Here is a 12862-nt window from a genome sequence, read left to right on the forward strand (position 1 = left end):
AGTAAACATGGCTAAACGAGGTCCCCTACTATGGCCCTGTTTTAGTCATGTTTTAACTCGTTTCAAGTCATCACCATTATTTTCATTGACAGCTATATTTATCTATGTATTCCGTATATTGTTTTGTGTTTTGCAGAAGATAATGGAGACGTCACGATTTAATTGAGGGAGAATGCTATGCCAAATCAACATGAAAAACCTCCGACTAAGAAGCTCACATTTGATTTGTCAGAAAACATTAACTTAATTCGTTGGGGAACAGGTCATAGCGAGGATATCATTGTGAGAACTGTCAGTGTTGGCTCTCCAACATTAAAAGGGGCACTTATCTACACAGATGGTCTAACAAACGACCATTTAGTACAAACGGCTGTCATTGAACCGATTATGAGAGCAGGATCAAATGTTCTATATGATTATGGCACGCTCGATCATATATTTAGAGCGCTTCATGAGACTATTCTTCACATGACAGAATATGCGTATGAAAAAGAGATTGAAACCATCGTGACGGCCTTATTATCTGGTGATACAGTTTTTTTGTTAGAAGGATTAGATGAATGTTCATTAATTGCTTCGAAAAAATGGGAAGAGCGCGGTGTTGAAGAAGCTGGTACACAAACCGTGGTGAGAGGCCCGAAAGAAGCGTTTAGTGAAAGTCTCAAATCTAATTTAGCTCTCGTGAGAAGAAAGATAAAAGATTCGGATTTAACGGTTAAATATCATCAAGTAGGAAGTAGAACAAAAACGAAAATTGCTATCATGTCTATTGATGGACTTTGTGACGAAAAAGTATTGTCTGAAATTGTGAAGAGAATTGAAAATATTAACGAAGAATCTATTTTAGAAAGTGGGCACATCGAAAAGATCATTCAGGATGAGCCTTATACACCTTTTCCAACTGTTTACAATAGTGAACGACCTGACAATATTGCCGCTGGTGTGTTAAAAGGCCGTATTGCCATTCTCGTTGATGGGACGCCTTTTGCGCTACTCGTTCCAGCACTGTTTGATCATTTTTTTCGATCCATGGAAGATGACTATCAACGCTCAGATATTGCCACTTTCACACGACTTATCCGTTACATTGCATTTACACTAGCATTGTTAGTTCCATCGGTGTTTATTGCTATTACGACATTTCATCAAGAGATGCTGCCAACCCCACTTTTATTTAGTTTAGCTGCTCAACGGGAAGGCACCCCTTTTCCCACAATTGTAGAAGCACTAGCGATGGAACTTACCTTTGAAATATTGAGAGAAGCGGGAGTAAGAATGCCCCGAGCTATCGGGTCAGCGATTTCAATCGTGGGCGCTCTTGTCATTGGTCAAGCTGCTGTTGAAGCGGGCTTCGTATCAGGAGCGATGGTAATTGTGGTGGCACTTACCGCTATAAGTAGTTTTGTTAGCCCCTCATACAGCATGGGAATTGCGGCTAGACTATTGAGGTTCCTCTTTATGATTATCGCCTCTTTTTTAGGGTTATATGGCGTTATTTTAGGTCTGATTCTTTTAACCCTTCATCTATGTAGCTTGCGCTCGTATAGTGTGCCATATTTACAGCTGCCTACCTTAGCTAAGCTTAGAATGAAAAGGAAGGGCAGTTCACAGCAAGGACAGCAAAAGCAGCAGCAGGCAATGGAAGGTGGTTCATAATGTTACGAGTAAGTTTACAGCAGTTAACTCTCGTGATTTTAGTCATACTAGCTCCTTTTTTATCTGGCTGCTGGGATGCAAATGAATTAGGTGATTTAGGGATTGTTTTCGGTATCGCCATAGACAAAGCAGATAATGGGGATTATCTTGTCACCACCCAAGTCATTAATGCGTCAGAAATTGGCGAGCAAGAAACATCTGAACGAGCAGCCGCAGTCACATTTACAGAGTCTGGTGCCTCTGTTTCAGAAGCGTTAAGACGGTTAGCCACTCGAACACCGAAACAGTTTTATTTCTTTCATTTGCGTTTCATTGTCATTAGTGAAGACATGGCGAAGGAGGAAGGGCTCGCTAGTTTTATTGATCTTTTATCTCGTCATGATGAGATGAGAACCGATTTTTACATTGCAGTCGCTCGTAATACTAGAGCGAAAGATATTTTGACTCTTTTTACCCGACTAGAGAAAATACCTGCTAATAGTTTATTTGCCACTTTAGAATTATCAGAAGTGTTATGGGCTCCAACTGTTGCCACATTTTTAGATGAACTCATTATTGATATGGAGCTTATAGGAAAAGAACCTGTATTAGCAGGTGTTGAAATAATAGGGGACGAGCAGGAAGGTAAATTACCAGAAAATGTGACGAAAATTCAACCAGATGCCCTCATAAATTTCCTGACGATTGGGGTATTTAAAGAGGATAAATTATGTTATTGGATGACGGAGGACCAAAGTAAGGGCTTTAATTACATTGTAGGTAACATCGAGACAACGCTCGGTGTTATTCCTGTAGACGAGTCTTTGATTTCAATTGAAATACTTGATGCTGATAGTGAGTTAGAGGTCACTGTTGATAAAGGGGAGATAACAATAGATATTACCATCACAGGGGACGGGAACATCGTTGAAGTGAAAGGAGATATTGACTTAAGTGACCCGAAAGAGATAGAAAAAGCCAATGAGGTGGGAAGAGACAGAATAAAAGAACTAGTGGTCGATTCTCTAGCAGAAGCACAGAAGCATCAGACGGACGTGTTCGGGTTTGGTGAGCTTGTAAGGAAAGAAGATCCCCAATTGTGGAAGCAATTAAAGGATAAGTGGGGGGACGAGTTTGCCGAATTGAATACATCGGTGAATGTGGAGATGTCTATAGAGTATACAGGAAATAGATATAAGCCTATTAATTAACGCAGTGGAATGAGTGGTCTTAATGAATAAAGAAAAGATAACGAATTATCAAATATTCTTGCTCATGGTTTTGTTTATGCTCGGGAGTGCCGTAGTAGTCGGTCTAGAAATGAACTCACAGCAAGATGCCTGGCTGACCATCCTAACAGGAATGGTGTTTGGTAGCGTGTTTTTCTTACTGTATGGCTACATTTTTTCAAAGCATCCAGGCAAAGCGTTAACATCGATCTTAGAAGATGTTTTTGGGAAAATAATTGGTAAGCTCGTATCAATAGGATATATAGGTTACTTTTTGTATATAGCAGCTCGGGTAACGAGAGATTTTACAGACTTAATTATTATTGAATTAATGATTAAAACCCCTAATTATATCATTGCCGTTGCCATTATAATCGTGGTGATTTATGCCTGTTCCCTCGGCATCGAAGTGATCGCAAGAACTGGGCAATTAGCGATTATATTTTTGTTTGGACTAGGTGGACTCGTTATTGTGTTTGCGCTCATCGATCAGCTACCAGACTTTTCTCGCCTTGAACCAGTGTTAGAAGAGGGATGGGGACGTGTGTTAACGAACGCTTTTCCTGTTGCTACCACATTTCCATTTGGGGAATTGATCGCTTTTACGATGTTTTTTCCATTTTTTAAAGAGTATAAAACAAAAAAAATAATCATGACTGGTTTAAGTGCTATCGTCGTTAGTGGGCTGACATTAGCGTTACTATCAGCACTCGTTGTGGCGATAAATGCACCAGAAGTGATGGGGGATCTCGCGTTTCCACTTCTCGATGCCATAAAAAAAATCAATATAGCTGACATTATTCAGCGGCTCGATCCTATCGGTATTTTATTTTTAGTTATTGGAGGGTTTTATAAAATATCTCTCTTTGTATACGCAGCTAATGTGGCATTTAATCATGTTCTGAAACTGAAGAAAAATGTATTCATGCAAGGTTTTTTGGCAATTGTACCGTTAGTAGCTTCTTTTTACATTGCAGAAAATTTTATCGAACATTTGTATATTGGATTAGAAGTTGTTCCCTATTATCTGCATCTCGTTTTTCAGCTTTATATTCCACTTTTGTTGATAGTAGGCAGTTGGATTCGCTCAGCTTTTGAGAAAAAAGGAGCTAAGAAAAAGGCGTCTTAAGGTCGATTGCCTAGAACTATTGAATAAGCAAGATATCTTAGCTATTCTCTGAATGAAAATGTCTACATAATAAAAAAGACGAGCTGTCCCCAAAAGCACTGACATTTTGGAACAGCTCGTTAACCATAACTAAGTGATTATTAAAGTAATTGCATGGTTGTAATACATGTAGCATCATCTTCAAACGTAGAAAATTCAGAATGAACGGTTTTTCCGTTGTGCTCAATCGTTATATAATAGGTTTCTTCTCGTGGAAGCCACAAATCAATAAAACCATTAGCAAGTGACGTTAAAGACTCATCAACTATGACCTCACCTTTTGTGTTCTCAATGTAGATGTCAAACTCTTCCTCTATCATCTCTCCTTGGCACCCTGTAAGGTTATGGTAAGTGCAAGGATGTGTTTCCTTAACGTAAGGGGCAATAGATACAAAAAAGTCGTCACCAACTAAGTCATATGTCACTTCTCGGTCGTCACTATCCGTAACGATCAATTCAGTAGGTGTTATTGAGGCTGTTTCGTCTTCCACATTCGTTGTGCTGTACTCATGTACCATCTCTTTTATAGCTTGTTCATTCTCTTCTTCTACAGCACGATTATCACCAGTGCTCGAAATAACTAAATATACCACTGATATGATAGCAGCCAAACCGAAGGCTGTTATTAATTTTAATTTCATAATTATTCCTCCTTAGTTATTTTTGAAACACCATTGATGGAATAGCCACTTGTATTTTAGCATGCTTAAACGTTAGTGTGACATTTATTTGTGAAGATACTATGAAGAACGGAGAAATTGTTTAGTGAGATTAACAAAGCGGTTATGCATGGCATAAAGGCGATAACATCGATATATCCATGGAACATGTTGCCGGATAGGATTTTTTTCTGTTCACCTCACTAATTTTTTTCTCGTTGGACACCAAAATGGGATAGTGATGTTTTTGTTGATCTAGCACAAAAATAAAAACCCCTTGTAAACCAAGGAGTTTAGCGTTTTTTTATGGTGTCCCGTACTGGGCTCGAACCAGTGACCTCCACCCTGTCAAGTATCGGTAATTGTCCGATAAGTCAGGAGTTAAGTCAGTCCAGTAAGAGTAGCGATAAATCAAACGGTGAGTCCTACGCTCGTCCTATTTCTATCTAATTATAGCGTATAGCACCGCAATCCTGCAAGCTATAAAGGCGTCCGCGATGATCCCGTCTTAGATAGCGAAGACTCACACCGGACGAAGTTCCGCCGCGCTTTACATCGACTAAACGAATTACTAGACGAGGTGGAAACGTATTAAGCCCGCCAATTCCCGGCGGGCCTTCGTTGGATTAAAATAACACTTACTTATGATATTCTTTTCCCAAAACAGTTTGGCCGTTAGTTAAAGACACGGTATTTGGCAGGTCGTCAGAAAGAATTCAAGCAAGAAGGAGTATTTTACCATTAAATTACTCCTCAGAGGTATCAATATAACCGCTTACTGATTGTATCATACCAATATCAGCTAAAAATGTCACATTAACCGAACCAGAAATAGATACTTTTAAACCACTCTCTACGTTCTCTTGTATGTCAATACTCCCTCTCAAATTTTCTTTGCAATAACTTACACTTAAATCTTTTATATCAAAAAAATCCAACTCTATAAAAACAGTGTTGTACCCGGAATTAGTCCATTTTGAAGGAGGATTATCAACAAATTTTGGCATATTAAAATGTATTGAAACTCTCCTGCCTTCATCAGTAATTTTAATGGCTGCTATACGAACATTATTAAGATCAGGAACGTCATTGTATAGATTTGAAATAAACTTGCTTCTTTCTAAAAAGTTATACCACATATTATTATACACCACCTATTTTATTTAAAAAGGATAATGGTCTTTTGTATTTTCTACTTTTCCAGTACGAGGCTTATCAGCAGGTCTCACGTTAAAATGAGGTCCTTGTCCGCCTTTTTGGTGTCCTGCACTATGATCTTGAACAATTATTTTTTCCCCACGATTGTTTGTATAATGATATTCTCGAGTCATTATAACATTCCCTTTGCTATCTTTTATTACATGCCCACCTTCATAATCTGCATTACGCATCGGTACTTTTTCAACTTTTTGAGGTTGTTGACTTCTTGGGATATTAGTGTCTCTTTTCGCTTTATTAAATGCTCCTTTTCTACTAGGGAGATTACTAGTACCTTTAGCAACATCCCCAACATTATCTGCATTCTTCGCAAACTTGGCGACTTTTGAAGCCCCTTTAACTGCCGCACCGCCTAGAATAGCGCCACCAGACACCGCACGCTCCCACGGTTCTAAGCGCCTGCCTGTAAGAGGGTCGTATCCTGTGGCAGCTTCGATACCGGCTTTTAGATTACCGACGACAGGCACGAAATCAACGACGGCTGAAAGACTGGCCGCGGGGTTCTCTGTGACATAATTATACGCACTTGATGCCGCATTGCCAACCGTATCGACTGCTTTTTCCACCGTGTCAGCCACAGCCGAGACTGTTTTCGACCACCACGATTTGTCCTCTTCTACTTCTTCCAAGGCTTGCTGTTCAGCTAAGCGAGCTTCCTCGGCTTCAATGGCTGCTCGTTCAGCTTCGAGGATCGCCAGTTCTTCCTCCCGTGGATCAGCGGTTGATTTAATCTCTGTTGAGCGCTCTTGTAACACCTCAGTCAGTTTACTGTGCGTGGGTAAGTAATGGAGTTGGTCGACTGAAAAATCTTTAACGCTGAGATGTCCGCCACCCATGGCTTCATGCATTTCCATCACGTACTTACCTAATGTCTTCAAGTTGTCCTTGATAGACTGTAACGAGACGGTACCCGTGTGGTCGAATTGCAACACTTTGTCAACAACGGAATTGGCTTCCTTTTTGGCCACATGAATGGCCTGTTGCACATCGCTATCATCAATAAGAGGGATAGAGATAATATCTTGAATGCTTCTTAGCGATCATTTGCCGAATCTGTTAATGACATGGCCGTTTGACTGACCCGATCAAGCCCGTCTTGGACGTCGTTTTCTATAAACGCTTGATCGATAAATCCGCCTGGTGCTGGTTCCACAAAGTCTAAAGATTGTTTGATCTGCTGGAGGATGTGTTCGTAATCTTCTGAGAACAGTCTTAATAATTGAACAAAAGGGATGTGGCACGTGGCATAAAAATCGCGAATAGCTTGTCCGCCTTGACCTCTAAATTCAGCTTCTAAGTTCACAAAATTAGTAAGTGCGATTTCCATCTCGCGCAGTTGATCTTCTTTCTCGTGTAGCGCCTGAATGGTGATATCAATCGCTTCATGAACCTTATCTACATCTAATTGTTTCGTAGTCATAGAATAGACGCTCGCTTTCTATTAAAATATGTAGTCTTCTCTACATAATAATGGAAAGGGGGCACAGGTTAAATAAGGAAAAAGATAGATTTTTATTTAAAGTAGATCGCGGAAATAAAGAAGTCTTAGGTCTTGTCGCACTCATTTAAACAACTTTCGAATGGCCCGGCCGGTTATTTTTCCGGTGGCTCGACGGGCGACGCGCTTGCCGATAGTACCTCGTTTAACTGCATTGATATCGTTAGAAATGCGCAAAAGCTTATATAAGCTAGATTTAATACTCATTCGTGATCCCTCGTTTCTTTTCGTATTTTTTAACGCTTATAAAGGATAGTCGCGAGGTCTTTCGTTGCTAAAATATTATCTCTTTGAGTCCTCGTCAGTTTTTTCTACAGCCACCAAGTGTAGTAATTCACCGATCTCCACGTTAAATTCTGTGCATATTCGGGCAAGTAAATCCGCAGGGGAACGTGTCATTGTTCAATTATATAATTTGCGGATGGATAACCAAATAATTACGCCGCTTGCCCGTTTTAACGTGGTGGAGGTCGGCTATTACGTTAAGCCCGCTAAGCTCTCCCTCTGCGTTTAGATGCTGTCATTTTTTGCGTGTCTCCTTTCGGTCAGCCATCGAATAAAAGAACTTTAAGTCACCGTTTGCAGTATTGCGCTTACCGCCACCCTGCATGACCAGTCCGTTAAATCACCGACTAAGTCAAGGCATTAAAAAAGCGCCCTATTTCGCAATAGGACGCGGTTTATTATCGATTATGGTGTCCCGTACTGGGCTCGAACCAGTGACCTCCACCCTGTCAAGGTGGCGCTCTCCCAACTGAGCTAACGGAACTAAATGTGACGACAAATATTAATATATAAGAAAAATAAGCCAGAGTCAATAGGTTTACAAAAATTTTATTGGATTAAGAAGAAATCTTTAAATGTTGTCGTTAAAGGGGATGTGAATATAAGGAGGAAGCATGATAAATTATGTGGGAAATATGCTAGTCAAAAAAGTTATTATAACAATTAAAAGTACTGTGATGTTGCAGACTAATAACGGAATTATAGAAAGCGCTTTCTAAAAAACATTGACGTCTCCTTGCTAACCATACTAATATATTAGTATGGTTAGATTGAAGAATATTCAAAGGAGGGATGTTTGTGACAACCTTTACATTGAATAGTAAGCGAAAGATTCATATACTTGCTAACTATAAAGTCCTGTTCAATACATACTAAAAACCTAAATAAATTTTTGCATAGATAACTTTTATTACAGGTAACTGTCTGAAAAACTGCCGGATCAAAGTAGAGAGGAGAAGATAACGGACGCTAAAATTCTGATTCACTCACTTACCACTCAGTGGGAGAAGAACATAAATTACCCTGAGTGAAGTTCGCGTTATAGAAAGTCATTATATGATAAAAAGCTAGTCAATAGATGGAAAATGACACGTTTCAGCTAGAAATTGTTCTAAAATTTAATGAGTAAAGAGGGAGTATCAATGACTGATCAAATACAACCAACGTTTAAAACAGCAAGGGATTATATTTACCATACCATTAAAAAAGAAATATTAAGCTTAAACCTAAAGCCAGGAACTTGCATCTCTGAGAAGGAATACATGGAAAGGTTGAGTTCGAGTAGAACACCGATTCGAGAAGCCTTTGTTCAACTATCAAAGGATGAGCTCTTGGATATTTACCCTCAAAAAGGAACATATGTCTCACTTATCAACGTGGCGTATGTAGAGGAAGGACGTTTTATCCGAGAACATTTGGAGAAAGAGGTGCTTAAATTAGCATGTGATTGTTTGACAAAACACGACTTTTATAAATTAGAGGCCCTATTGAAAATGCAAGAGCTTGCAAAGAATCATGATCATATGGAGGAATTATTCAAACTTGATGATGATTTTCATCAAACGATTTTTAATGCGTGCGGTAAGGAGAGAACATGGTTAATGATTAAGAGAATGAACTCACACCTTGATCGGTTAAGAATGCTGAGTCTATTTAAGAGTACCAGTTGGGATTTAATCGTTAATCAACATGTCCTTATGTATGAAGCGATTAAGCGAAAGGATAAAGAAAGGGTTGAAGAAATTGTGGTAGAGCATCTTCGACTTGCTTTAATTGATCAAGTTGATTTAAAGCATCAATATCCTGCTTATTTCAAAGAATGATATAACACGTAAAGGTCTTAAGAATAAATATTTTTAAATAGGCCTAAGTCATGTTGTTTGGAGAAAGATGAGATATAGAGTTTGCACTGTTAACAGTTTATGAAATGAGGTGAGGCATATGAAGATGATGTTTCGGTGGTTTGGTCCTAAGAATGATCCTATTTCATTAGCACATATTAAACACATTCCCGGTGTTGAAGGCGTCGTATGGGCCTTGCATGATATACCAGTAGGTGAGGTTTGGCCATTAGATACATTATTAGAAGTGAAAAAGGTCGTTGAGAGACATGGATTTACAGTGGACGTTGTAGAAAGCGTTAATGTACATGAGGATATTAAATTAGGTTTAACCTGTAGAAAAACGTTTATCGATCACTATAAAAGAACGATTGAAAATCTTGGTAAATTAGGTGTTAAAGTCATTTGCTATAATTTTATGCCTGTGTTTGATTGGACGAGAACAGATTTGTTTAAGCACTTGCCGGATGGTTCTACAGCTATGTTTTATGAAAAAGCTATTATAAATAACATAAAACCAAGTGAACTTATAACAATGGTTTCTCAACAAGCACATTTTAGTCTTCCAGGATGGGAACTGGAAAGGCTTGATTATTTATCAGATGTTTTTCGTGCTTACGAAGGGATCACAGAAGATGACCTATGGGAAAACCTTCACTTCTTTCTTGAAGAAATCATCCCTGTAGCAGCAGAAAATGATATAAAAATGGCGATACATCCTGATGATCCTCCTTGGCCGATATTTGGCTTACCGCGCATTGTAACCTCGCAAAAAAATATAAGACAATTATTAAATCTTGTGAAAAGTGACTATAATGGGGTGACCTTATGTAGTGGCTCTTTAGGGATAAATCCTTCTAATGATGTTCCCGCAATGATAAGGGAGTTTGCTGGCCGTATTCCCTTTGCACATATTCGAAACGTAAAAGTATTTGAAAATGGTGATTTCATAGAAACCTCTCACAGGAGTCAAGATGGCTCCATCGATATTTATGAGGTCGTAAAAGCTTACCATGATATAGGCTTTACAGGTTATGTACGCCCCGATCACGGCAGACATATATGGGGAGAAAGCGGCAGACCCGGGTATGGATTATATGATAGAGGACTAGGAATCATGTATTTATGGGGAATATGGGATAGCTTAAATAGATTAAGAGAAAAGGAGCATCTATCATGATTACTATTAATAAAAATTTAGCAGGTAAGGTTGCAGTTATTACAGGTGGTGGTGGTGTCCTTTGTAGTGCTATTGCCAGAGAATTGGCTCGCCATGGAGTGAAGGTGGCAATCTTGAACAGAACAGGTAAAAAGGGAGAGGAAGTTGCAGCTGGTATTAGGGAATCTGGCGGTACGGCTATTGCCATTACATGTGATGTCGTGGATGTTAAAAGTGTTCAAAATGCAGAAAAAATCGTGTCAAACACATTCGGTCATTGTGATATTTTAATTAACGGGGCTGGTGGCAATCATCCAGACGCTTCTACAACAAAAGAGACATTTGAGCTGTCCGATTTTGATGATCCAGCAGTAACGTCTTTTTTTGACCTAACCGTGGATGGTTTTAATGACGTGTTTCATTTGAATATTATGGGGACAGTTATTCCAAGTCAAATTTTCACAAAAAAAATGGTGGATCGAGAGGGAGCCGTTGTCATCAATATATCTTCAATGGCAGCCTCAGTACCAATGACAAAAGTGCCTGCTTATGGAGGAGCAAAAGCCGCTGTTTTTAACTTTACCCAATGGTTGTCTGTACATCTAGCCTCAGTAGGTATTCGTGTGAACGCTATTGCACCAGGTTTTTTCTTGACAGAGCAAAATAAGACATTACTCATGAATGAAGATAGCACTTTAACACCACGAGCAGAAAAAGTCATACACCATACACCAATGAAACGGTTTGGTTCAGCAGAAGATTTGTTAGGAACAGTTCTATGGCTGGCAGACGAAAATTTATCACGATTTGTAACGGGCATTTCAGTACCTGTGGATGGAGGCTTTATGGCTTATTCAGGGGTGTAAGACATTAGAGAGACAAGAGAGCGGTAGGTGGTCTATTTAATTATAAAACGTTTAATAGATGTTATAGGGGGGGCAAAGATAAAAAGTGATTAACAAGCGTTTTTTACGAGATGTGAACATAATCATTATATGAGATAGTACCATAAAAGCTTACACGAGAGTCGTTAAGAAAGAATGTTTATATCTCTGATACGCCAACCATTCAAATATAGATAGGGGCGACATTGGCTATATAAACCACACTGTGCTTAGTGATTTATTCATCATACGTATAACGAACGATATAGCGATCATCTTTAAGTTTGCGAATTTCAACTAAAGGTCCCACTTCGTAGCCATTCACCCAATTGTCCTCTATTTTTGCCTTCAGACAACTAGCTTGAAATTTTGAAGGGAAAATTTGTTTCCAATAAATCCATCTCGGTTTTTGTGACATTTTTCCATCTCCTGCAAAAGATTCATTGTAAAATAGCCTACCATCGTTATGAAGAGGAATCAAGAAGAGAGCTTATTTTAAGCCGGTTGACTAAGCAACCGGCAAAAAAACAAGTTAATGCATGACTTATGAAGGGCTAGCCAATGCGTTCTTCTTCATCACGATGCTTAATTTCTTCCTCTCGTAAGTCTTCTTCCCTATCGCGTATTCGATGAGCAAGCCGGCTTGAAGCATTGGCTGCAATGCTACAAACTAAGTCATCGAGGAACGTGTGGACACGATCACCTGGCTTTGAATCAAGGTGCTTGATGATACCAACTTTTTGCTTATCAAGATATCCGAAGGTGGTAACGGCAATACTACCATAGCCAAACACGGAACCGATCGCAATTGTTTCGTCTACTCCAAATAAACCCTCATCTGTTTCAACAATAGATTGAAGCGGTTCAGCTAATTTCTTTTGTTCAGCTAATTTATCTAATTCTATGCCTACAAGTATGGCATGTTGAATTTCTCGTTTTTCTAGAACAGCATCCACACTTTCTAAACATTCTTTCATAGATAATGATTCATTATATTCACTTTGCATATCAAAAACGATTTGTGCAATGGCTTCTAGTTCTACGCCACGTTCTTTTAATAATGTTCTTGCTGCGGATTCAACGACGTGGCAATGAACGGGTTGTTTCTTGGACATCTGCTGACACTCCTATTCTTGTTAGCTCTTTGCTAATAGTTTACCATATTTCCCGAGGTGACATGTTAATATCATGCTCTTTAAACGGAGTTGACATATTTTACTTCATGCTCTGTTTAAAAAAGTGTTCATTAAGGTTTGTTATATCACAGATAAGTGTCCATAAAACTC

Annotated in this window: 12 protein-coding genes and 1 tRNA gene; 6 read left to right on the forward strand and 7 right to left on the reverse strand. The window is 39.0% G+C overall.

Annotated features, from left to right (window positions below; genetic code table 11):
• The first annotated feature begins 177 nt into the window (after positions 1-177).
• The 3 genes from BK581_RS00145 to BK581_RS00155 are packed head-to-tail and all read left to right on the forward strand — an operon-like array spanning position 178 to position 3993.
• Entirely contained in the window at positions 178-1656 is a 1479-nt protein-coding gene (locus BK581_RS00145; RefSeq protein ID WP_078575993.1) for a spore germination protein, read from the forward strand.
• A complete protein-coding gene (locus tag BK581_RS00150) occupies positions 1656-2846 on the forward strand; it encodes a Ger(x)C family spore germination protein (RefSeq protein ID WP_078575995.1) in 1191 nt (396 codons plus the stop codon). The genes BK581_RS00145 and BK581_RS00150 overlap by 1 nt, the downstream gene beginning before the upstream one ends.
• A 22-nt stretch (positions 2847-2868) precedes the next feature.
• A complete protein-coding gene (locus tag BK581_RS00155) occupies positions 2869-3993 on the forward strand; it encodes a GerAB/ArcD/ProY family transporter (RefSeq protein ID WP_078575997.1) in 1125 nt (374 codons plus the stop codon).
• 140 nt (positions 3994-4133) lie between these two features.
• On the opposite strand, the gene BK581_RS00160 is transcribed toward BK581_RS00155, so the two are convergent.
• The 5 genes from BK581_RS00160 to BK581_RS00180 form a co-directional block, all read right to left on the reverse strand.
• Positions 4134-4673 (reverse strand): CueP family metal-binding protein, encoded by a 540-nt coding sequence (locus BK581_RS00160; RefSeq protein WP_078575999.1) that lies wholly within the window; start codon positions 4671-4673, stop codon positions 4134-4136.
• 764 nt (positions 4674-5437) lie between these two features.
• The gene (locus BK581_RS00165) at positions 5438-5830 is read right to left on the reverse strand and encodes an Imm50 family immunity protein (protein ID WP_078576001.1); all 393 of its coding nucleotides are present in this window, start codon (positions 5828-5830) and stop codon (positions 5438-5440) included.
• A 24-nt stretch (positions 5831-5854) separates the two neighbouring features.
• The gene (locus tag BK581_RS00170; protein ID WP_078576003.1) at positions 5855-6895 is read right to left on the reverse strand and encodes an HNH/endonuclease VII fold putative polymorphic toxin; all 1041 of its coding nucleotides are present in this window, start codon (positions 6893-6895) and stop codon (positions 5855-5857) included.
• A gap of 47 nt (positions 6896-6942) precedes the next feature.
• On the reverse strand, positions 6943-7329 hold the full coding sequence (locus BK581_RS00175; RefSeq protein ID WP_078576005.1) for a T7SS effector LXG polymorphic toxin: 387 nt from the start codon (positions 7327-7329) through the stop codon (positions 6943-6945).
• A gap of 771 nt (positions 7330-8100) precedes the next feature.
• A tRNA-Val gene (locus tag BK581_RS00180) sits at positions 8101-8176 on the reverse strand.
• 658 nt (positions 8177-8834) lie between these two features.
• Between BK581_RS00180 and BK581_RS00185 the strand changes: the two genes are divergently transcribed.
• The 3 genes from BK581_RS00185 to BK581_RS00195 all read left to right on the forward strand — a co-directional run bounded on the left by BK581_RS00185 (position 8835) and on the right by BK581_RS00195 (position 11558).
• Positions 8835-9515, forward strand: a complete 681-nt coding sequence (locus tag BK581_RS00185) for a GntR family transcriptional regulator (protein ID WP_078576007.1) — start codon at positions 8835-8837, stop codon at positions 9513-9515.
• Between the two features lie 118 nt (positions 9516-9633).
• Positions 9634-10713, forward strand: a complete 1080-nt coding sequence (gene uxuA / locus BK581_RS00190) for a mannonate dehydratase (RefSeq protein WP_078576009.1) — start codon at positions 9634-9636, stop codon at positions 10711-10713.
• Positions 10710-11558 (forward strand): SDR family oxidoreductase, encoded by an 849-nt coding sequence (locus tag BK581_RS00195; protein WP_078576011.1) that lies wholly within the window; start codon positions 10710-10712, stop codon positions 11556-11558. Before uxuA ends, BK581_RS00195 begins: the two co-directional genes overlap by 4 nt.
• Positions 11559-11814: 256 nt before the next feature.
• Here BK581_RS00195 and BK581_RS00200 read toward each other — a convergent pair whose 3' ends face one another.
• Positions 11815-11994, reverse strand: coding sequence for a hypothetical protein (locus BK581_RS00200; RefSeq protein ID WP_078576013.1), 180 nt, complete (start codon positions 11992-11994; stop codon positions 11815-11817).
• Between the two features lie 136 nt (positions 11995-12130).
• Positions 12131-12691 (reverse strand): phosphatidylglycerophosphatase A family protein, encoded by a 561-nt coding sequence (locus BK581_RS00205; RefSeq protein ID WP_078576014.1) that lies wholly within the window; start codon positions 12689-12691, stop codon positions 12131-12133.
• Between the last annotated feature and the right edge of the window lie 171 nt (positions 12692-12862).

This window comes from Salipaludibacillus agaradhaerens (assembly GCF_002019735.1).
In the GTDB taxonomy this organism is placed as follows: Bacteria; Bacillota; Bacilli; order Bacillales; family Salisediminibacteriaceae; genus Salipaludibacillus; species Salipaludibacillus agaradhaerens.

What these genes read in the sequence shown, in the direction of transcription:
- BK581_RS00195 (WP_078576011.1), top strand. Translation starts at nt 10,710, where the DNA reads ATGATTACTATTAATAAAAATTTAGCAGGTAAGGTTGCAGTTATTACA.
- BK581_RS00200 (WP_078576013.1), bottom strand. Translation starts at nt 11,994, where the DNA reads ATGTCACAAAAACCGAGATGGATTTATTGGAAACAAATTTTCCCTTCA.
- BK581_RS00205 (WP_078576014.1), bottom strand. Translation starts at nt 12,691, where the DNA reads ATGTCCAAGAAACAACCCGTTCATTGCCACGTCGTTGAATCCGCAGCA.
- BK581_RS00165 (WP_078576001.1), bottom strand. Translation starts at nt 5,830, where the DNA reads ATGTGGTATAACTTTTTAGAAAGAAGCAAGTTTATTTCAAATCTATAC.
- BK581_RS00155 (WP_078575997.1), top strand. Translation starts at nt 2,869, where the DNA reads ATGAATAAAGAAAAGATAACGAATTATCAAATATTCTTGCTCATGGTT.
- BK581_RS00160 (WP_078575999.1), bottom strand. Translation starts at nt 4,673, where the DNA reads ATGAAATTAAAATTAATAACAGCCTTCGGTTTGGCTGCTATCATATCA.
- BK581_RS00150 (WP_078575995.1), top strand. Translation starts at nt 1,656, where the DNA reads ATGTTACGAGTAAGTTTACAGCAGTTAACTCTCGTGATTTTAGTCATA.
- BK581_RS00185 (WP_078576007.1), top strand. Translation starts at nt 8,835, where the DNA reads ATGACTGATCAAATACAACCAACGTTTAAAACAGCAAGGGATTATATT.
- BK581_RS00175 (WP_078576005.1), bottom strand. Translation starts at nt 7,329, where the DNA reads ATGACTACGAAACAATTAGATGTAGATAAGGTTCATGAAGCGATTGAT.
- uxuA (WP_078576009.1), top strand. Translation starts at nt 9,634, where the DNA reads ATGAAGATGATGTTTCGGTGGTTTGGTCCTAAGAATGATCCTATTTCA.
- BK581_RS00145 (WP_078575993.1), top strand. Translation starts at nt 178, where the DNA reads ATGCCAAATCAACATGAAAAACCTCCGACTAAGAAGCTCACATTTGAT.